The sequence below is a fragment of the Sediminimonas sp. genome, from assembly GCF_024637375.1.
Lineage (GTDB): Bacteria > Pseudomonadota > Alphaproteobacteria > Rhodobacterales > Rhodobacteraceae > Sediminimonas.
In genome coordinates this window covers 28,686-47,833 of sequence record NZ_JAGXFK010000087.1, presented here as the reverse complement: position 1 = coordinate 47,833, position 19,148 = coordinate 28,686, and the positions used below count along the sequence as shown (strand labels likewise).

The following is a 19,148-nucleotide window of genomic DNA, read 5'->3' as shown; positions in this document are numbered from 1 at the left end:
GCGGACAGACCTGCCTTTCGGGCACAAAAAAACGGGCGCTGCGGCCCGTCGTTCGTTCCCGGTGGGGCGTGGGTTTGGACCCCCGACGCGCCGCATTTGGATGCCATATACGCCTCGATATACGAAACCGCAAGGGGCAATCTATGGCGCGCGCCTACGCCTCGGCGATGCGGTCCATGACGCGGACAAGTTCGGCGCTGATGCCCGGCTCCGACAGGGCGTGCCCGGCGTTGCGGATCATGCGCAGATCGGCCTCGGGCCAGCGTTGCGCCAGCGACCAGGCCGAATGCGGCGGGCAGATCATGTCATAGCGGCCCTGGACGATGATCCCGGGAATATGCGCGATAAGGCCGATGTCGTCGAGGATCTGCCCGTCGCGGTCGAGAAACACGCGGTTGGTGAAATAGTGGTTTTCCAGCCGCGCGAAGGCGCGCGAGTAATGGTCGGGCGTATCGCCCCCGGCCCCGGTCGAAGCAACCGAGGCGAGCGCGTTTTCCCAGGCTGTCCAGGCCTTGGCATGTTCCGTCTGCACGCGCAGATCGGGCGCGAACAGGCGCTTGTGATAAGCCGCGATCAGGTCGTCGCGTTCGTCCTCGGGAATCAGGCCGACGAACCTTTCCCAGACTTCGGGCCAGAACCGCCCGGCGCCGCCACCGTAGAACCATTGCAATTCTGCTTCGGTGGCCAGGAACACCCCGCGCAGGATCAGCCGCGCGACCGAGTCGGGATGGGCCTGGGCATAGATCAGCGCCAGTGTCGCCCCCCAACTGCCGCCGAAAACAGTCCAGCGGTCGATCTCCAGTTCGGTGCGGATTCGTTCGATATCGGCGACCAGGTGCCAGGTCGTGTTCGCCTCGACGCTGGCATGCGGCTGTGACCGGCCGCACCCGCGCTGGTCGAACAGGATCACGCGGTAGGCCCGGGCATCGAAATAGCGCCGCATCGCCGGGCTGCAGCCACCGCCCGGCCCGCCATGCAGCACCACGACGGGGCGGCCGCCGGGGTTGCCGGATTGCTCGACATAGATCCTGTGGCCATCGCCGACGTCGATCATCCGCTGATCGAACGGCTCGCGCGGTGGATGCAGGTAAGCATGTGCGCTCTTTTGGCTCGGGAATTTGTCCATGATAGTCCTATATCAACCACGGGCACTCAAAAGAGCACATGGAGAGCAGAATGCAAGCCGGTCACAGCACCATCGATTCGTCCGAAGTTGCCAAGTTCGAGGCCATGGCCGCCGAGTGGTGGGATCCGAACGGAAAGTTCAAGCCGCTGCACATGCTCAATCCGTGCCGACTCGACTATATCACCGGGCAAATCGCGGCGGAATTCGATCGGGATCTGAGCGGCGCGCAGCCCTTTGCCGGCTTGCGCCTGCTCGATATCGGGTGCGGCGGCGGGCTGTTGTCGGAACCCATGGCGCGGCTTGGCGCCGAGGTCGTGGGCGCCGACGCGGCCGAGCGCAACATCCCGGTCGCGCAACTTCACGCGCAGCAATCGGGGCTGGATATCGACTACCGTTTCACCACCGCCGAGGCACTGGCCGAGGCGGGCGAGCAGTTTGACGTGGTGCTGAACATGGAAGTGGTCGAACACGTTGCCGACCCGCTGGCCTACCTGACCGCCTGCCGGCAGTTGCTGCGGCCCGGAGGGCTGCACATTTGCTCGACCATCAACCGCAACCCGAAAAGCTTTGCCATCGCCATCGTGGGCGCCGAGCACGTCATGCGCTGGCTGCCCAGGGGCACGCACCAGTGGTCGAAATTCATCACCCCCGACGAGCTTTACGACCTGCTGCGCGAGGCCGGGTTCGACCCGGTCGACCGCAAGGGGTTCGTCTTCAACCCGGTGTCGTGGCAATGGCGGCTCTCGTCGCGAGACCTGAGCGTGAACTACGTCACCACCAGTGTGACAGTGTGAAACGGTCCGGTTGAGCGGCGCACTCAGCCGTCTTCGAGCTTGAGCCGCAGCTCGCGCAGAATCGGCAGCATGGCGCGCACCTTGTCTTCGCCCAGTTCGGCGATCAATTCGCCGATCATGGGTGAAATCGCCGCCAGTGCCGAATCGCGCGCCCGCCGCCCGGCCGGGCTGATGGCGACCATCTTGCGGCGCGCATCGTCCCAGTCGGGCCGGATGTGGATATAGCCCGCCCATTCCAGCTTACCCAGCGTGTTGGTCATCGCACCGCGGGTGACGTGAAAGCTGCGTGCCAGTTGCGCGGGGCTGCGTTCCACTCCGGCCCGGGCAAGGTGGTTGAGCACCGAGAAATGCGAAATCTCCATGCCCTTGGGCAGGATGCGCGACAACCTGTTGCGCACCAGTTGATCGGCCGTCAGGATTTCACTGAACAGCGCAACGGCAAGGGCATTGCTGGGGTCATCCATCCGGGCCATCGAATTCGCGATCATGCTCGAGCGCGGGAACGCGCCTACGTGCTTGTGCCACGTCTTGCATGTCCAGATCAACGAATGTGACGCCCGGTGCGGTGCCGGCATCCGCCAGCACCTCGCCCCATGGGGCCACCGCCAGGCTGTGCCCGTGGGTCTCGCGCGGCTTGCCTCGCGTCGCTTTGTGGCGCCCGGTCTGCGCCGGGGCCAGTACGAAGCTGCCGGTCTCGATCGCGCGGGCGCGCAGCAGCACCTCCCAGTGTGCGGCGCCGGTGACCGGCGAGAACGCCGCCGGCACTGTAAGCACCTGCGCGCCGGTATGGGCCAACCGCCGGTAAAGATACGCAAACCTGACATCGTAACAGATGCTCAGCCCCAGCCGGGCAAAGGGCGTGTCGGCACATACGGCACGGTTGCCGGGCCGGAACGCGGCCGATTCGCGGAAGGTTTCGGTTTCCGAGACCTGCACGTCGAACATGTGAATCTTGTCGTAGCGCGCGTGAACGGCCCCGTCCGGCCCGATCAGGAACGAGCGGTTGGCGAAACGCCCGTCGTCGTCGCCGGTTTTCAGCGCCAGCGATCCGATCAGCAGCCACAGCCCCAGTTCGCAGGCCTGGTCGCGCAGCGCCGCCAGCGTCGGATCGTCATCCTCGGGGCTGAGCACCTCGTGCTGCCGGGTGCGGCTGGTCGAGACGCAGTTGGTCACCTCGGGCGTCAGCACCAGGTCGGCGCCGCCCGCGGCCGCCTGCCGCACCCGCGCCTGCGTCGCGGTCAGGTTCTCGGCGGGGTCGTCGCCGGAATTGAGTTGCAGCAGCGCCGCGCGCATGCCGCTCACCCGGCCAGCAGCGCGTCGAGCTTGCCAGCCTTTTCCAGCGCATATAACTCGTCGCAGCCGCCCACATGGGTGTCGCCAACAAAGATCTGTGGCACCGTCCGCCCGCCATTTGCACGCTGGATCATCTCGGGCTTGCGCGCCGGGTCGGCCCAGACGTTGACCTCGGAATAGCTGACGCCTTTCTGCTTCAGCAGCCGCTTGGCCGCATGGCAAAAGCCACACAGGGGCGATGTGTAAATCTCGACCGGTTGCATACGTGAATTCCTTTCGTTTCCGTGTTTGTCGCGGATTTAGGCATGCTTTGCAACGCGCGCCAGTGTCATGACGCAAACGTGCGCGGCCCCGCCCGCGAGGCAGGCATCGGTGGCCGCAGCCAGTGTCGCGCCGCTGGTCATTACGTCGTCCACGATCAGCACCGGCCGTCCCTGCAGGCGCGCGGCGCGGCGCGGGTGAACCGTGATCGCGTCGGCCAGCAGGCCGAAACGCGCTGCGCGGTCGACGCCCTCCAACGGCCGCGTGCGGCGGCGTCGGTGCAGCAGATCGGGGCACACCGGCAGGCCGGTCTGCCGGCCCAGGTGATGCGCCAGCAGTGCCGCCTGGTTGAAACGTCGCCTGAGCATCCGTGTCCAGTGCAGCGGCACAGGCGCGATCAGCATGTCGGGGGCAAGCATGGGCCGCGCCGCGCGGGCCATCCACAGGGCTGCCGGGCGGGCGATATCCTGCCGGTCGCCGTGTTTGAGCCCAAGGATCATCTTGCGGGCATTGTCGCGGTAAAGAAGCGCCGCGCGCCCCTGGGCCCAGGGGCGCGGCATGGCCATGCAATCGTCGCACAGAACCGGCGCCTCGCCTGCCTCGCCGGGCAACGGCACGCCGCAGGTGTCGCAGACCAGTCCACCGACGAAGGGGGTATCGCGCCAGCACGCGCCGCATAGGCCGAAGTCGCTGTCCACCTGCACGCCGCAGGACAGGCATCGCGCCGGGTAGAGCACGCGCAACGCGGTTTGAAACTCCATGCGCAGCCCCCTATCTTGGCAGTCATGACAGACGCCCCCCGCCTGACCGACCGCGCCGCGCTGATGCGCAACCGCACCCGAGCCGCCCGCGCGCCCGCGCGGTTCCTCCAGCAAAGCGCGCTGGAGGAACTCCAGTTTCGGCTGGAAATGGTTAACAGAGCCTTTACCAAGCCCGCCGTCGTGACCGGTGACGCCACGTTCTGGGCAGAGCAGTACCCGCAGGCGCGCGTTGTCGGCGACGACGAGGTGTTGGCGCTTGAGCAAGGAGCGCACGACCTGGTCATTCACGCGATGGCGCTGCACTGGGCCGACGACCCGGTCGGGCAGTTGATCCAGTGCCGGCGGGCGCTGCAACCCGACGGCCTGTTGCTGGCGGTGCTGTTCGGCGGCGATACCCTGCAAGAGCTGCGCGCCGCCCTTGCCAGCGCCGAATCGCGGGTGACGGGGGGGCTTTCCCCCCGTGTTCTGCCGATGGGGGACATCCGCGACCTGGGTGCATTGTTGCAACGGGCGGGACTTGCGCTGCCGGTGGCCGATTCGGTGCCGCTCAGTGCCAGTTACCGCGATGCCTTTCACCTGATGCACGATCTGCGCGCCATGGGCGAGGGCAACGCGCTGGCGCAGCGCATGCGCCGGCCGACGCGGCCGGCGGTCCTGCGCATCGCCGCCGATCTTTATGCCGAAACCCATGCCGGCGCGGACGGGCGCATCCCGGCCACGTTCGAGCTGATGTTTCTCACCGGATGGGCCCCCGACGATAGCCAGCCCAAACCGTTGCGGCCAGGCTCGGCCACCGCGCGGTTGGCCGATGCCCTGGGCAGCGTCGAAAAGCCCCTTGCAGATTGACGTGCGCGGATCACCCGTTATGTCAGCCGCAGATATGCGCCGAAATCGCCGCGCCGAAGTAGTCAATTGGGAGCCGCCAGATGCCGCACGCCACCGATACCGCAACGCGCCCCGCGCACGCCCCGGCCGATCATCCGGCGATCAAGCCGCAGAAGATCGGCGTGCTGCTGGCCAATCTCGGCACCCCCGACAACTACGATTACTGGTCGATGCGCCGCTACCTGAACGAGTTCCTGTCGGATCGCCGGGTGATCGACTACAGCCCGTGGAAATGGCAGCCGTTATTGCAGCTTGTCATCCTTACCAAGCGCCCCTTCACCAGCGGCGCCGCTTACAAGTCGATCTGGAACGAGGACAGGGGCGAAAGCCCTTTGATGACCATCACCAAGAATCAGACCGCGGCAATCGCCAAGGAAATGCAGGCCCGCCACGGCAATAGCGTGATGGTGGATTTCTGCATGCGCTACGGCAACCCTTCGACCCGCTCGAAAGTGCGCGCAATGGTCGAGGCGGGATGCACCAGGATCCTGTTTTTCCCGCTTTACCCACACTATGCCGGCGCTACCTCGGCCACGGCGAACGATGCGTTCTTCAAGGCTCTCATGCAGGAGACATGGCAGCCGACCGCGCGCACGGTCGCGCCGTATTTCGAGCATCCGTTGTACATCGAGGCGCTGGCGGAATCGGTCGAGAAAGCCTATGCCGACGTCGCCGCGCGGCCCGACATCCTGGTGGTGTCCTATCATGGCATGCCTAGGCGCTACCTGATGCAGGGCGATCCGTATCACTGCCAGTGCCAGAAAACGACGCGCCTCTTGCGCGAGCGGCTGGGCTGGGACGAGACCCGGATCACCACCACGTTCCAGTCGGTGTTCGGCCCCGAGGAATGGCTCAAGCCCTATACCGTGGACGAGGTCGCGCGGCTGGCGAAAGAGGACGGAAAAAAGAAGATCGCCGTCATTGCACCAGCCTTTTCCGCCGATTGCATCGAGACGCTGGAAGAAATCAACGAGGAAATCCGCGAAAGTTTCGAAGAAGCGGGCGGCGAACAGTTCACCTACATCCCGTGCCTCAACGATACCCCGGCCCACATCAAGGCGCTGAGTGCCGTGATCGACGAGAACCTCAAGGGCTGGATCGACTGACGCGGCACAGCGGGCCTGGGGCCTGGCGGAGCCGGAAAAAGAAAAGGCGGTGGAACACGTCCACCGCCTTTCCAGGTTTCATGGTCTTGCAGTCGTGCGATCAGTGAGAAACGACGACGGCGATTGCGGCCAGCAGGATCAGCGGCACCAGAACGTTGCCGGCCGAGGAGCTGGCGGTCTCTTCCACGATAACCGGCGCTTCGACGACGGGCTCGGCATAGCTCCCGGCAAAAGCGGTCGATGCAGCGGCGGAAAGAGCAGCAGCGAGAACGAGTTTCTTCATGTTATCCTCCAGAAATTCGCCTACCGACAATACATTTGCGGCAGGCACCCAAGACTTACCTCGTGAGTCTGTCTAAGCAGTAATGTCGCAAAAATGCAAACCCAAGTTGACGGTGCCGGCGCGCAAACGATTGCGATGTGGTCAAATAAGCAACACTTGGGTGCCCACTTTCGTCAGCTTGAACAATTCCTGGATATGTTCGTTGTAAAGGCCGATGCAGCCGTTCGACGAACGCCGACCGATCTTGCGCGTGTCGTGGGTGCCGTGGATGCGGTAATACGTCCAACTCAGGTACAGCGCGTGTGTTCCGAGAGGGTTTTCCGGGCCGGGCGGCACGTAGTCGGGCCATTCGGGGTTGCGCCGCTTCATTGCCGGGGTGGGCCGCCATGAGGGGCCTTCGACCTTGCGCACCACGCGGGTGCGGCCGCGGCGCGTCAGATCCTCGGTGAGCGGCACGCTGGAGGGATAGAGTTTGTAGATGCTCTCATCTTCCGACCAGAAATGCAGCGCGCGCGAATCCACATCGACAAGGATCGCGCCATTGCGCAGGTTGGTGAAATAGGGCCGCCAATCAAGCGCGCGGAACGACGATATGTTCCGGCGGACGCTCGGCGACAGGGCTTCTTCCGTCTCGACGGTGTCAGGCCCCGTGGGTGCTTGTTGCGCAAGCACCGGTGCGGCGGCGAAGGCCGAGCTGCCCATGACGAAGGCCCTTCGCGAAAAACGTGTCAAACCGGGTTTCTTCATCTTGCTGCTCCACAACTCCACAAACCATCGGATCAGGTAATCCGGTTCTAGATATATGGCTTGAATGCAGCACTCGCAAATCAAACCGATGTCAGAAACCTCTTCTCACGCGGATGTGCGTTTGAAAATCGCCACGCGCCGCTGTAAGCAGGTACGAAATTATTCTGGATCCTTCTCATGATGCGACTTCTGTCCGTTTTCGGTGCCCTTGCCATTCTGCTTGCCGCGTGCACGACGCCGGAACCGTCAGCGCCCTCCATGGGATCTGACGGCAAGCCGCTGCCGCGGCTCTACCGGATCGGTTTTGCCGACAAGTCCAAGGTTCAGTTTCGCATGCTGGATGCGGTGAATTCGCTGCGCGAGGCCGCGGGCGCACGGCCACTGAAGCTGAACGCACGGCTCAACGCCGCGGCCGAGACGCATTCGCGCGACATGTCCCGCCAGAACCGGCCGTGGCATTTCGGGTCGGACGGGTCGTCGCCCATCAACCGGGTCCAGCGCAGTGGCTATGATGGCGTGTTCCTGGGCGAGAACATTTCCGAGACCTACGAAACCGAATTGCAGACCCTGTCGGCCTGGATGGAAGAACGCAGTACCCGGCGCGTGATTACCAACAGGCAGGCCACCGACCTGGGCTTTGCCTGGTATCAGGAACCCAACGGCAAGATATGGTGGACGCTGATCACCGGCGACGGGTCGCAGGGCACGCAGGAACAAGTCACGGCAGAATAGTTATCGGCGTGTCGTTGCGCACCATCGCGTAGATATCTTCTATTTCGCGGTTGCTGACCGAGACACAGCCCGCCGTCCAGTCGCGCCCGCCCAGGATGTAGGGCAAGGGCCGGCCATGAATGAAAATGTCGCCGCCCGGGTCGCGCCCGGCCGCCTCGGCGCGGGCGATGTCGTCTTCGTTGGGATACGAGATACCGATGGACAGGTGGAATTCACTGTCGGGGTTGCGGCGGTCGATCAGGTACTCGCCCTCGGGCGTGCGGCCATCGCCCTCTTGCTGCTTGTGCCCCTCGGGGGCAAAGCCCATCCCGACGTTGTAGCTTTTCAGCGCCGTGTCGTTGTGCATCAGGTGCAGCTTGCGCTCCTGCTTGAGCAGGATCAGCCGGGTCACCTCGGGGCCGTCATAGGTGCGGAACTTGCTGGCGCAGCCGGCCAGCGCCGCGACCGCCATCAAAACCGTCAGAATCCGCACCATTCCACACCTCCGCGCCTTGCGCTTACGCCGGTTCCAGCCCGGCCACCAGTTCGACATGCGTGGACCAGCGGAACTGGTCCACCACCTGCACGAAACCGACGCGATACCCCGCGCGAATCATTATGCGCGCGTCGCGGGCGAATGTCACCGGGTTGCACGACACCATGGCAACGCGGGCCGGACCTGCGCGGGCCAGCTCGGCGGTCTGTGCTTCGGCTCCGGCGCGAGGCGGGTCGATCACTGCCCCACCGAATTGGCGTAACTCGTCGGCGCACAACGGGCGGCGGAACAGATCGCGGGCCTCGGTCGTGACGGGCTTGAGCCCGGTGGCATGCCGCCAGCCGTGATCCAGTGCCCCCAGCATTGCGGCGTCCCCCTCGACGGCATGCACCCGCGCCGCTTCGGCCAGCGGCAAGGCGAAAGTGCCGCAGCCCGCGAACAGATCGACGACGCGATCCGCGCCCGACAGCGCCTCGGTCACGGCGGCCTGCAACGCGCGTTCGCCCTCGGCGGTGGCTTGCAGAAAGGCGCCCGGCGGCGGCGTCACCCGGCACTGGCCGATGGCCTGTTCGGGGCGTGCGCGCATCGCGATGACTTCGCCATCCCATGTCAGCCGCGCAAGCGCGTATTGGCCGGCCACCTCGGCCAGCGTGGTGCGCAGCGGCGCGTCCAGTGCCTTGCCGTCGCGCACCGCGATGTCCAGACCGGCCAGCGAGGCGGTCGCCTGCACGCTCAGCTCGCCCTTGCGGCTGGCGCCCGTGCGTGCCAGCGCCTCGGCCACGGGCAGCGCCGCCATCAATTCAGGGCACAGCAGATGGCAGTCGGGGATCGGCACCACCGTATCCGAGGCGCGCGCGTGAAACCCGGCCATTGCCCCGGATTTGCCGCGCCGCGCCGACAGCGTCGCGCGGCGGCGCGAACCCGGCGGCGAGGTCACGATGGGGCGCAGCGGCGCCTCGATTCCCTGCGCTGCCAGTGCCTGCCGAACCACGTCGACTTTCCAGGCCGCGACAAAGGTGTTGCTGACGTGCTGCAACTGACAGCCGCCGCAATTCTTCGCGTGGCGGCAGGGCGGCTTGACCCGGTCCGGGGACGGCTCGAGGATGCGCACCTGTTGCAGCCGGTCGCCCTCGCGCACGCCTTCCACCAGTTCGCCGGGCAGGGCGCCCCGGGCATAGACTGGCCCCTCGGCAACCCCGTCACCGTGCAGGCCAAGTCGGTTGATCCGGTGCTGTTCCACGGTGTCGCGATCCCCTTTGTTCCTGCCAGGCCCACGGCGCCTCGGTGCCACTGTCAGCCGAGCAATTCCTCACGCGTGAGCCGAAAGCCCGACGCGATCCAGCGACGTTCCAGTTCTTTCAGACGCCGGCCCAGGGCCGGCCCCTGCAGCGCCGGCATCAGGTCGGCCGCCTTGACCGGGAACTCCGCCGCGGCGCCGGCCTCGACCGCGGCAAGGTCCGCCGGGTCGAGCGGAGTTTGCAAGATCGCCGCGCGCAACAGCACGATATCGCGCGCCTGTGCCGCGCCGTGGCGGTAGCCGAGCGCCGCCGCCCCGTCGCTGTCGCCGATGCCCTGGCGCAGTACCGCCAGCGTGCGCGTCTCGGCATTGCTCAGGCGCAGCCCGTCCTGAAGACCCTCGCCGCCGAGGGCGGCAAGGCGGCGCATCGCGTTGGCTGGCGTGGCCGATTCGCGCTCCAGGTGCACCAGCGGGGCGAGCGCCGTGTCATTCGCGCCCGGCAAAACCCGCGCCAGAACCCCGAGGTTGCGCATCGTGGCCACGGCCGGCGCCGGGTCGGGGGCAGACAGTAACTTGCGAAGTTCGCCGCCGATGCGTTCGCGCGACAGTGCACCCAGCCCGTCGAGGGTGGCCGCGATGGCCGCCAGCGCGTCCGCGTCGGGGCCGCGGTCGGCATCGCCATACCAGGCATGAAAGCGGAAAAAGCGCAGGATGCGCAGGTAATCCTCGCGGATGCGTTGTTCCGGGTCGTCGATGAACCGCACCCGCTGCGCCCTCAGATCCGCCAGCCCGCCCAAGGGGTCGCGAAGCGTGCCGTCGGGCGCGGCATAAAGCGCGTTCATGGTGAAGTCGCGGCGGTGCGCGTCTTCCTCGACGGTCTCGGCATAGGCCACGATGGCGTGTCGCCCGTCGGTTTCCACGTCGCGTCGCAGGGTCGTTACCTCGTGCGGGACATGGCCGCTGATCACTGTGATGGTGCCGTGGTCGATTCCGGTAGGCACCGCGCGCAGGCCCGCCCGCGCGGCCAGTTCCATGACCGTTTCCGGGTACGCGTCGGTGGTGATGTCGATATCGCTCACCGGCTGGCCCAGCAGCGTGTTTCGCACGCAGCCGCCCACGAACCACGCCTGATGGCCGGCATGCGTCAGAGCCGCGCATGCCGCCTGCGTTTCCGCCCTGTTGATCCAGTCGGCCGAAAGCTTCATGTCTTCGCCATTGCCTCTGCCAACGTGCGCAGCATGCGCGCGGTCGCGCCCCAAATGTAGTAGGGCCCGTAGGGAACGGTGTAATAGCGCCGCTCTTGCCCGCGCCAGCGCCGCGACTGAATGCTGTAGCGCGCCGGATCGGTCAGGTGGTCGAGTGGCACCTCGAAGATTTCGTCCACCTCGCCGGGCTCGGGCACCGGGGTAAACGCATCCTCCACCCACGCCAGAACCGGCGTCACCGTGAACCCCGTCACCGTTTCGTGGGGCGGCAAAAGGCCCAGCACCAGCACGTCATCGGGCGCCAGCGCGATTTCCTCGTGTGCTTCGCGCAGCGCGGTGGCGGTGAGGTCGGCATCATCGCGGTCCTGCTTGCCGCCGGGAAAGGCGATTTGCCCGGGGTGATGCTTGAGCCCCGAGGCGCGTTTCGTCAGCACCACGCGCGGCCCGTCAGCCGCCGCACGCAGCGCCACCAGAACGCCGGCGGGGCGCAATTTGCGCCCGGCGGCCAATACCACATCCGGGTTGAGGTCGAAATCCGACGACGGGGCTGTTGCCTGCGCCTGCGCCAGCGCCGATGTCAGCCGTGCAAGAGGATCAGTCCGCGTCACCGGCATCCTTTCCCGCCTCGAAGCCCAGCGACGCCGGGTCAAGGTCATAGTGCGCGCCGCAGAACTGGCAATCGGCCGTGACGCGCCCGCCTTCGGTGGTCATGTGCGCAATGTCGCGCGCCAAGTAGATCGACAGGCTGCTGCGCACGCGCGCTTCGGAACAGGTGCAGCCGAAGCGTACCGGCTGTGTCGCGAAGACGCGCGGGCGCTCCTCGTGGAACAGCCGCACCAGCAGGTCGGTCGGCGCCAGGCGTGGCCCGATCAGCTCCAGGTCGTCCACCGTATCGAGCAGCAGGTTCACGCGGGTCCAGTTCTCCGCATTGTCGCCCGACACCAGGTCGCGTGCATGCATGAGCCCCGCCGCGCCGCTCGCGCCTTGGTCGGCACCGGGCGACGCCTGGGGCATGTGCTGCAGCATCATCCCGCCGGCGCGCCAGCATTCGGGCACCCCCGGTTCGCTGGACTTGCCGAAGCTCAGCGCAAAGCGTGTCGGCAGTTGTTCGGACTGGGCGAAATAGGCCTCGGCACAGGCGGCGAGCGAATTGCCCGCCAGCGGCGTCAGGCCCTGGTAGGGCGTCGTGCCGCGTCCCTGGTCCAGAAGGATGGCGAAATAGCCTTCGCCGATCTGGCTGAACGCGGGCTCGGCGGTGAGCCTGTCCGCGTCGAAGCTGGCATAGGCGCGGATGCGCGCCGGCTCGCCGTCTTGCGTGGGGGCGAAGTAATCGGTGGCGATCATCCGCACCGCGCCTTTCGACTGCACCTGCAGCGACAATTTCCAGCGCAGCTTGATGGTCTGGCCGATCAGCGCCGTAAGCAGGGTCATCTCGGCCACCAGCGCCTCGATCTGGGGCGGGTAGGCGTGCTGTCGGAGCACCCCGTCCAGCACCCCATCGAGGCGGACCAGGCGGCCACGAATGTCCGCTTTGTCCAACTGGAACGGCAGCACCGTGTCGTCCCAGGCGATTTTCGATCCCAGTGTCATGATTACCCCTGTGCGCCTTGTTCTCGCATACCGCGTCGATATAGGCGGGGCAAGGCATCGACCAAGGCGGGGGTACAGCGATGATCAGGCGGTTCGGCAATCCTCCACGGCGCGACCAGGCGTATCGGCGCCGTGTCGGTGCCTATGCGATCTTGCCGCGCGGCGATGACGTGTTGCTCACCCACCAATCCTGGCCGTGGCCAGAGCTGCAACTGCCCGGTGGCGGTATCGACCCCGGCGAATCGCCGCTCGCCGCGCTGCACCGCGAGGTGCTGGAGGAAACCGGCTGGAAGATCGCGGCACCGCGCCGGGTGGGGGCTTTCCGGCGTTTTGCCTACATGCCCGACTACGACTTGTGGGCGGAAAAGATCTGCCTGATCTATGTTGCCCGGCCGGTTCGGGCCTTGCATGAGCCCACCGAACCGGGGCACCGCGCGTTGTGGCTTTCCGCGGGCGCGGCGGCCGCCCGGTTGCGCAATGGTGGCGACCGGCACTTTGCTGCGTGGTGGCTGTGGCGGGCCCACCGTCAGAACTCCAGCAGCACGGCCGAGATGTCGTCGGCCAGGTCGGTGTGGCCGGCGTAATCGTTCAGCCGGGCCAGAACCCCGGTCAACAGGTCGCTGCCGGTCAGGTCTTGCATCCCGGCAAGCATGTCCATCAGCCCCTCGTCGTTGAGAAGGCTGCCATCAGGCGCCGCGCATTCGGTGATTCCGTCTGACTGGATCAGCAGCCGGTCTCCGGGGCGAAGCGTGGTTTGAGACTGCTCGAAGGTCGCGCCGGGGATCAGCCCGACAGGCAGGCCACCGGTGCCGATTGCCTCGATGCGCCCGTCGCGGCGCTGAACCAGCGGATGCGGGTGGCCCGCCTGGGCAAAGCGCACCGTGCCGTCGCGGATGTCGACATCGGCCAGCAGGAGCGTGAAGTAGTGCTCGGTCGCCATTTCGTCCAGGATCATGCGGTTGAGAATTCCCACCGCCTGCGCCGGCGCGCGCGGCGCATAGTGGCCGTCGGCGGTCTTGCGCAGGGCGATGTTGTGCTCGGGCGCTGCCGACGAAAGGTAGCCGGCAAGCCGCGCCGTCATCAGCGCCGAACTGATCCCGTGCCCGGATACGTCGATCGCGAACACCCCGAAATGCGCCTCGTTGATCGGGTAGAGCCCGACCAGATCGCCGCCGACATGGCCGCTTGATTGAAGCACTAGCGACACCCGGGCGGGTCCGAACACGCGCTGACGGTCGCGCAGAAGTGACTGTTGCAGCTTGCGCGCCTCTATGAGGTCGCGGTCGAGCGCATCGTAGAGTGTCTGCAACTGGTCCAGCGTATCGCTGAGCAAACGGTTCTTTTCCTTCAGGTCGCGCTGCGCGCGCAGCAGCCGCGCGCCGGCGTTGATGCGTGCGCGCAACTCGGCAGAGTTGACAGGCTTGTTGAGGAAGTCGTCGGCGCCGCAATCAAGGCCGCGCGCCACCGCTTCCTTTTCGGCCTTCGAGGTCAGCAGGATGAAATAGCCGTACTGGTCGCGCGGGATGTCACGAAACGCGCGGCAGAATTCCAGCCCGTCCATGCCGGGCATCATCCAGTCGCTGAGCACGATGTCGGGCGGGGTTTCGCGGCACTGCGCCAGCGCCTCGGTGCCCGACGCGGCCTCTCTCACCGCGAAGCCCCAGCGCGCCAGCGAGGCCGACAGGATGCGCCGCTGCAACTTGCTGTCATCGACCACAAGGACGTTGCGCACATGCTCAACCTCGATGCGACCGGTCGATGGCTCGGATGTGGGCCCGTCCAAATGCGCCCCCTGTCAACGCTGTGCGTGTTTTCGTTCGCCCGAGCCTAGGCGGCACGGCCTTAACAATCTGTGAAAGGTCGCATTCTACGCAGTTTCCCGGGCTCTTAAGGCTTGCGTTAAGCCTTGCGCGCCAGCCTTTGGCCGGAACACGAGTAACGAGGAGTCTGCCATGATCGACTGGGATCGCATCGCCGAGCTTAGAGATGAAATCGGGGTCGAGGATTTCAACGACGTGGTGGCGCTGTTTATTGACGAAGTCACCGAGGTGGTCGAGGCGCTTCGCGCCGACCCTGCGCCCGGCAAGCTGGAATGCCAATTGCATTTTCTCAAGGGCAGCGCCATGAACCTGGGCTTCGCGCGCTTCGCCGCGATCTGCCAGGCCGGTGAACAGGACGCCGCCGCCGACCGCGCCGAGCAGGTCGACGTGGCTGCGATTCTGGCCTGCTACGACGAGTCGAAAGCCGCCTTCCTGACGGGTTTGCAGGCGCGGCTCAGCGCCTGACTCAGATCAGGAATTCGGCCAGGATCGCGTCGTCGGTGATGTCGCGGTAGGTGAATCCGGCCGTATCGAGCCGCTGGAACAGGATGTCGAAATTGGCCGCCTCGCGCGTCTCGATCCCGATCAGAACAGAGCCGAAATTGCGCGCCGACTTCTTCAGGTATTCGAACCGCGCGATATCGTCCTGCGGCCCGAGAATGTTGAGGAATTCCTTGAGCGCACCGGGCCGCTGCGGAAGACGCAGGATGAAATATTTTTTCACGCCCGAGTAGCGTTGTGCGCGTTCCTTGACCTCGGGCAGGCGTTCGAAATCGAAATTGCCGCCAGAGGTGATGCAGACGACCGTTTTGCCCCGTATCCGCGCGGCCACGTCATCCAGCGCGTCCACCGCCAGCGCACCTGCCGGTTCCAGCACGATGCCCTCAACGTTGAGCATCTCCAGGATGGTGACGCAGATGCGGTCCTCGGGCGCGGCGAAAACGTCGTCGGGGTTCACATCCGCCAGCCGCGCAAAGGGTTTGGCGCCGATGCACGCCACCGCCGCGCCATCGACGAAAGAATCGACGCGCTCCAGTTTCACAGGCGTCCCCGCGGCCAGCGCCGCGGCAAGGCTGGCGCCGCCCTGCGGCTCGACAAAGCTGTAGGCGCAGGCATCACCGAAGTAGCCGCGCACGCCCGCCGACAGCCCGCCGCCGCCTACCGGCAAGATCACCCGGTCGGGCAGCCCGGCCATCTGTTCCTCGATCTCGACGGCGACCGAGGCCTGCCCTTCGATCACGTCGGTATCGTCGAACGGGGCAAGGAAATGCGCGCCCTTTTCGGCGCAGAACGTTTTGGCCGCGGCGAGCGTGTCGTCGAAATAGTCGCCCGTGAGGCGGATCTCGACCGCGTCGCCGCCGAAGGTGCGGGTCTTGTGGATCTTCTGTTGCGGCGTTGTCACCGGCATGAAGATCACGCCGCGCACGCCGAAATGGCGGCACATGAAGGCCACGCCCTGCGCGTGGTTGCCGGCGCTGGCGCACACGAAAAGCCCCTTTTCCGGGTTGCTTTCCAGCACCTTGCGCATAGCGTTGAACGCCCCGCGCAACTTGTAGGACCGCACCGGCGACAGGTCTTCGCGCTTGAGCCATATGTCGGCACCGAAGCGTTCCGACAGGTGCGCGTTGCGTTGCAACGGCGTGGCCGGGAACACCGCACGCATGGCGGCGGTGGCGGAACGGGCGGTGTCGCGGAAACTGGTCATTGCAATTGTCTGGCCCAGTCGGATCAGCGGCGCAAGCCCCCGCCTTGCCCCGCGCCGGAAAACCCGCTAAGCGCGCAGCGACCGTTGATGACAAGGGGAAACATGATGTCCGCGCCCAAGAAAGTCGTGCTGGCCTATTCCGGGGGTCTGGATACCTCGATCATCCTGAAGTGGCTGCAAACCGAGTACGGCTGCGAGGTGGTGACATTCACCGCCGACCTGGGCCAGGGCGAGGAGCTGGACCCCGCGCGCCAGAAGGCCGAGCTACTGGGGATCAAGCCCGAGAACATCTATATCGAGGATATTCGCGAGGAGTTCGTGCGCGATTTCGTGTTCCCGATGTTCCGCGCCAACGCGGTTTACGAGGGGCTCTACCTGCTGGGCACCTCGATCGCGCGGCCGCTGATTTCCAAGCGCCTGGTCGAGATCGCCGAGGAAACCGGCGCCGACGCGGTGGCACACGGTGCCACCGGCAAGGGCAACGACCAGGTGCGGTTCGAATTGGCGGCCTATGCGCTCAACCCCGATATCAAGGTGATCGCGCCCTGGCGCGAGTGGGATCTGACCAGCCGCACGAAACTTCTGGATTTTGCAGAGAAAAACCAGATCCCCATCGCCAAGGACAAGCGCGGCGAGGCGCCGTTTTCGGTGGATGCCAACCTGCTGCACACCTCGTCCGAGGGCAAGGTGCTGGAAGACCCCGCGCAAGAGGCGCCGGAGTATGTATATCAGCGCACGACAAGCCCCGAGGATGCGCCCGACGCGCCCGAATTCATCGAGATCGGGTTCGAGCGCGGCGACGCCGTCAGCATCGACGGCCAGGCGATGAGCCCGGCCACAGTGCTGACACGGCTCAACGAGTTGGGCGGCAAACACGGGATCGGGCGGCTCGACCTGGTCGAGGGGCGCTTCGTGGGCATGAAAAGCCGCGGCATCTACGAAACCCCCGGCGGCACCATCCTGCTGGAGGCGCACCGCGGGATCGAGCAGATCACCCTCGACCGCGGCGCGGCGCATCTCAAGGACGAACTGATGCCGCGCTATGCCGAAGCGATCTACAACGGCTTCTGGTACAGCCCCGAACGCGAGATGTTGCAGGCCGCCATCGACCATTCGCAGCGCCATGTCACCGGCACGGTGCGGCTGAAGCTTTACAAGGGGTCGGTGCGCACCGTTGGCCGCTGGTCGGAGCACAGCCTCTATTCCGAAGCGCATGTCACCTTCGAGGACGACGCCGGCGCCTACGATCAGAAGGATGCGGCCGGGTTCATCCAGCTCAACGCGCTGCGGCTGAAACTGCTGGCGGCACGGGAGCGGCGGTTGAAGGGCTGAAAAAACCGGATCGGTATCACGTCGGTATTGCGTCGGTATCCTGTCGGCGTATCCGACGGTCAGAGCTTGTGGCGGGTAAGCGCATGGTAGGCCGGCATCGCCGCATCCGCCAGCCGGGCCTGCGCACCGGCCAGGTCCGGCAGATCCCTCTCGGGCGGTGCGAAGCCGGTGCTTTGATGCACGGCCCCGTACCAGTGCGGTGCCCAGACGCCATCGTCGGGGTGCCCGCCCCGGGACCACGACAGCATGCGCGGGGTCCAGTCCAGACCGATTGCCGCGCACAACCGCGCCAGCATCGTCGCCGGGTCGCGGCGGATGTCGGCCGAGTCGATCACGACAGGATCATGCCCCTCGGCGCGGAGCTGCTGGAAAAGCTCCAACTGCTGGGTAAAGCCGATATCCGAAAGCGTCGGGTTGTCGTACTTGGCCGAGAAGCTGGCGGCGACGCGCGCCGGGTGGCGAATGAGAAAGACGTTGGTGATATCGCCGATCCAGTCGCGCGGTATTCCGGGGATCATGTGCTGCGCCATGTGCTTGTGGTAGAAATGTGCCTTGGCCCCCGGCACCGGCCCGGTCAGCGCCGCGACCACGCGGCCCGGGTCGGTGGGCTGACTGGCCATGATCGCGTCGCGCATCGGGTGGTCCAACCCGGTACGCGCGAGATAGGCGGCGTAAAAGGGCTCGTCCACGACGGCGCAGTCGCCGCGCGCGGCGAAGGCATACATCATGGCGGTGGACAGGTTGCGTGGCCCGGACCACATGGCGATGTGCATCATGCCCCCTCGGCGACAAGCGCCTTGTAAAGCGCGCGGATACGCTCGGTCACGGGGCCCATTTCGCCGGTGCCGACCTGGCGTCCGTCCACCGTGGCCACCGGGGTCTGGGCGCCGAAGGTGCCGGTGAGGAACGCCTCGTCCGCGCCGTAGGTGTCGACCAGGGAAAAGTTTCGCTCGAACACGGGGATGTCGTTTGCACGGCACAGGTCGATCACCTTGGCGCGGGTAATCCCGTTCATGCAGTAGTCGCCGGTGCTGGTCCAGACCTCGCCGCGGCGCACGATGAAGAAGTTGCAGGCGTTGGTGGTATTCACGAAGCCGTGCACATCCAGCATCAGCGCCTCGTCCGCGCCGGCCTTTTCGGCGGCGATGCAGGCGAGGATGCAGTTGAGCTTGGAATGAGAGTTCAGCTTGGGGTCCTGGCTCATCGGCAGGCCGCGGACATGCGGAACCGTGGCCAGGCGTATGGGGCGCGGCAGGCTGGGGCGGGAATGTTCCATGATGATCGCCACGGTCGGGCCCTGGCGGCTAAGCGAGGGGTGCTGGAAGGGCCGTGCCTTCACCCCGCGGGTGACCATCAGCCGGGCATGCGCGTCGGTTTCCATGCCGTTGGCGCGCTGTGTCTCGTCCAGCGCCGCGATCAGTTGCGCGCGGCTCAGGCCGATATCGAGGTCGATGGCGCGCGCGGCCTCGAACAGCCGGTCCAGGTGATCGTCAACAAATGCCCAACGCCCGTTGTAAAGGCGCAGCCCCTCCCACACGCCGTCGCCCAGCATGAAGCCGCTGTCGTAGACGCTGACAAGCGCGCGCTCGCGCGGCACAAGCTGGCCGTTCAGCCAGATCAGGATGCCGGCGTTGCGCGCGTCGTCTTCGGCCTGGTGGGTGGTGACGTGGTCGGTCATGCTGGCCCTTTCGTTTTGCGCGCTACCTTAATCGGCAGGCGCGACGATGCAATCCGGGCGCGCGGTGTTCACGCGGCTTCACGCCTTCGTGTTATCGCCCCGCACCGGCTTGGTGAAA

Annotated in this window: 23 protein-coding genes; 7 read left to right on the top strand and 16 right to left on the bottom strand. The window is 66.0% G+C overall.

Going from position 1 to position 19,148, the window contains the following annotated elements; translation table 11 throughout:
- Positions 1–154: 154 nt before the first annotated feature.
- The gene (pip, locus tag Q0L89_RS13350) at positions 155–1,126 is read right to left on the bottom strand and encodes a prolyl aminopeptidase (protein WP_296766002.1); all 972 of its coding nucleotides are present in this window, start codon (positions 1,124–1,126) and stop codon (positions 155–157) included.
- Positions 1,127–1,176: 50 nt separating this feature from the next.
- Between pip and ubiG the strand changes: the two genes are divergently transcribed.
- Positions 1,177–1,920, top strand: a complete 744-nt coding sequence (ubiG, locus tag Q0L89_RS13345) for a bifunctional 2-polyprenyl-6-hydroxyphenol methylase/3-demethylubiquinol 3-O-methyltransferase UbiG (RefSeq protein WP_296765999.1) — start codon at positions 1,177–1,179, stop codon at positions 1,918–1,920.
- 23 nt (positions 1,921–1,943) lie between these two features.
- Here the strand turns inward: ubiG and Q0L89_RS13340 are convergent, their stop codons facing one another.
- Genes Q0L89_RS13340 through Q0L89_RS13325 form a run of 4 tightly spaced genes read right to left on the bottom strand, consistent with a single transcriptional unit; the run spans position 1,944 to position 4,235 of the window.
- Positions 1,944–2,384 (bottom strand): MarR family transcriptional regulator, encoded by a 441-nt coding sequence (locus Q0L89_RS13340; protein WP_296765996.1) that lies wholly within the window; start codon positions 2,382–2,384, stop codon positions 1,944–1,946.
- The gene (locus Q0L89_RS13335; RefSeq protein ID WP_296765993.1) at positions 2,377–3,213 is read right to left on the bottom strand and encodes a carbon-nitrogen hydrolase family protein; all 837 of its coding nucleotides are present in this window, start codon (positions 3,211–3,213) and stop codon (positions 2,377–2,379) included. The genes Q0L89_RS13340 and Q0L89_RS13335 overlap by 8 nt, the downstream gene beginning before the upstream one ends.
- A 5-nt stretch (positions 3,214–3,218) precedes the next feature.
- Positions 3,219–3,476, bottom strand: coding sequence for a glutaredoxin 3 (gene grxC, locus Q0L89_RS13330; RefSeq protein ID WP_296765990.1), 258 nt, complete (start codon positions 3,474–3,476; stop codon positions 3,219–3,221).
- 36 nt (positions 3,477–3,512) lie between these two features.
- Positions 3,513–4,235 (bottom strand): ComF family protein, encoded by a 723-nt coding sequence (locus Q0L89_RS13325; RefSeq protein WP_296765987.1) that lies wholly within the window; start codon positions 4,233–4,235, stop codon positions 3,513–3,515.
- Positions 4,236–4,259: 24 nt separating this feature from the next.
- On the opposite strand from Q0L89_RS13325, the gene Q0L89_RS13320 reads away from it, so the two are divergent.
- Together Q0L89_RS13320 and hemH are read left to right on the top strand one after the other, a co-directional pair.
- Entirely contained in the window at positions 4,260–5,081 is an 822-nt protein-coding gene (locus tag Q0L89_RS13320; RefSeq protein ID WP_296765984.1) for a methyltransferase domain-containing protein, read from the top strand.
- 80 nt (positions 5,082–5,161) lie between these two features.
- Positions 5,162–6,226 (top strand): ferrochelatase, encoded by a 1,065-nt coding sequence (gene hemH / locus Q0L89_RS13315; protein ID WP_296765981.1) that lies wholly within the window; start codon positions 5,162–5,164, stop codon positions 6,224–6,226.
- A gap of 100 nt (positions 6,227–6,326) precedes the next feature.
- On the opposite strand, the gene Q0L89_RS13310 is transcribed toward hemH, so the two are convergent.
- Positions 6,327–6,509, bottom strand: a complete 183-nt coding sequence (locus Q0L89_RS13310; protein WP_296765979.1) for a hypothetical protein — start codon at positions 6,507–6,509, stop codon at positions 6,327–6,329.
- Positions 6,510–6,650: 141 nt separating this feature from the next.
- Complete coding sequence (locus Q0L89_RS13305) at positions 6,651–7,256, bottom strand: L,D-transpeptidase (RefSeq protein ID WP_296766123.1); 606 nt, start codon at positions 7,254–7,256, stop codon at positions 6,651–6,653.
- A gap of 177 nt (positions 7,257–7,433) precedes the next feature.
- Here Q0L89_RS13305 and Q0L89_RS13300 point away from each other — a divergent pair, with 177 nt between their 5' ends.
- Complete coding sequence (locus Q0L89_RS13300) at positions 7,434–7,988, top strand: CAP domain-containing protein (protein WP_296765976.1); 555 nt, start codon at positions 7,434–7,436, stop codon at positions 7,986–7,988.
- Here Q0L89_RS13300 and Q0L89_RS13295 read toward each other — a convergent pair.
- The 5 genes from Q0L89_RS13295 to Q0L89_RS13275 are packed head-to-tail and all read right to left on the bottom strand — an operon-like array spanning position 7,975 to position 12,495.
- On the bottom strand, positions 7,975–8,463 hold the full coding sequence (locus tag Q0L89_RS13295) for a L,D-transpeptidase family protein (RefSeq protein WP_296765975.1): 489 nt from the start codon (positions 8,461–8,463) through the stop codon (positions 7,975–7,977). The genes Q0L89_RS13300 and Q0L89_RS13295 overlap by 14 nt on opposite strands.
- A 22-nt stretch (positions 8,464–8,485) precedes the next feature.
- Positions 8,486–9,703 (bottom strand): class I SAM-dependent RNA methyltransferase, encoded by a 1,218-nt coding sequence (locus tag Q0L89_RS13290; protein ID WP_296765973.1) that lies wholly within the window; start codon positions 9,701–9,703, stop codon positions 8,486–8,488.
- Positions 9,704–9,756: 53 nt separating this feature from the next.
- Positions 9,757–10,905: a CCA tRNA nucleotidyltransferase gene (locus Q0L89_RS13285; protein WP_296765971.1), complete on the bottom strand. Its 1,149-nt coding sequence runs from the start codon at positions 10,903–10,905 to the stop codon at positions 9,757–9,759.
- Positions 10,902–11,519: a CoA pyrophosphatase gene (locus tag Q0L89_RS13280; protein WP_296765969.1), complete on the bottom strand. Its 618-nt coding sequence runs from the start codon at positions 11,517–11,519 to the stop codon at positions 10,902–10,904. Before Q0L89_RS13280 ends, Q0L89_RS13285 begins: the two co-directional genes overlap by 4 nt.
- Positions 11,500–12,495, bottom strand: a complete 996-nt coding sequence (locus Q0L89_RS13275) for an Hsp33 family molecular chaperone HslO (RefSeq protein WP_296765967.1) — start codon at positions 12,493–12,495, stop codon at positions 11,500–11,502. Before Q0L89_RS13275 ends, Q0L89_RS13280 begins: the two co-directional genes overlap by 20 nt.
- Before the next feature lie 80 nt (positions 12,496–12,575).
- Between Q0L89_RS13275 and Q0L89_RS13270 the strand changes: the two genes are divergently transcribed.
- Entirely contained in the window at positions 12,576–13,079 is a 504-nt protein-coding gene (locus tag Q0L89_RS13270) for an NUDIX hydrolase (protein WP_296765965.1), read from the top strand.
- On the opposite strand, the gene Q0L89_RS13265 is transcribed toward Q0L89_RS13270, so the two are convergent.
- A complete protein-coding gene (locus Q0L89_RS13265; protein ID WP_296765963.1) occupies positions 13,022–14,278 on the bottom strand; it encodes a SpoIIE family protein phosphatase in 1,257 nt (418 codons plus the stop codon). The genes Q0L89_RS13270 and Q0L89_RS13265 overlap by 58 nt on opposite strands.
- A 169-nt stretch (positions 14,279–14,447) precedes the next feature.
- On the opposite strand from Q0L89_RS13265, the gene Q0L89_RS13260 reads away from it, so the two are divergent.
- Positions 14,448–14,780, top strand: coding sequence for an Hpt domain-containing protein (locus tag Q0L89_RS13260; RefSeq protein ID WP_296765962.1), 333 nt, complete (start codon positions 14,448–14,450; stop codon positions 14,778–14,780).
- A 1-nt stretch (position 14,781) separates the two neighbouring features.
- On the opposite strand, the gene ilvA is transcribed toward Q0L89_RS13260, so the two are convergent.
- A complete protein-coding gene (gene ilvA, locus Q0L89_RS13255; RefSeq protein WP_296765960.1) occupies positions 14,782–16,020 on the bottom strand; it encodes a threonine ammonia-lyase IlvA in 1,239 nt (412 codons plus the stop codon).
- 105 nt (positions 16,021–16,125) lie between these two features.
- Between ilvA and Q0L89_RS13250 the strand changes: the two genes are divergently transcribed.
- Positions 16,126–17,352 (top strand): argininosuccinate synthase, encoded by a 1,227-nt coding sequence (locus tag Q0L89_RS13250; protein WP_296765959.1) that lies wholly within the window; start codon positions 16,126–16,128, stop codon positions 17,350–17,352.
- A 59-nt stretch (positions 17,353–17,411) separates the two neighbouring features.
- Here the strand turns inward: Q0L89_RS13250 and Q0L89_RS13245 are convergent, their stop codons facing one another.
- Complete coding sequence (locus Q0L89_RS13245; protein ID WP_296766121.1) at positions 17,412–18,125, bottom strand: HAD family hydrolase; 714 nt, start codon at positions 18,123–18,125, stop codon at positions 17,412–17,414.
- Positions 18,125–19,030, bottom strand: a complete 906-nt coding sequence (locus tag Q0L89_RS13240) for a D-amino acid aminotransferase (RefSeq protein WP_296765958.1) — start codon at positions 19,028–19,030, stop codon at positions 18,125–18,127. The genes Q0L89_RS13245 and Q0L89_RS13240 overlap by 1 nt, the downstream gene beginning before the upstream one ends.
- Positions 19,031–19,148: the final 118 nt, after the last annotated feature.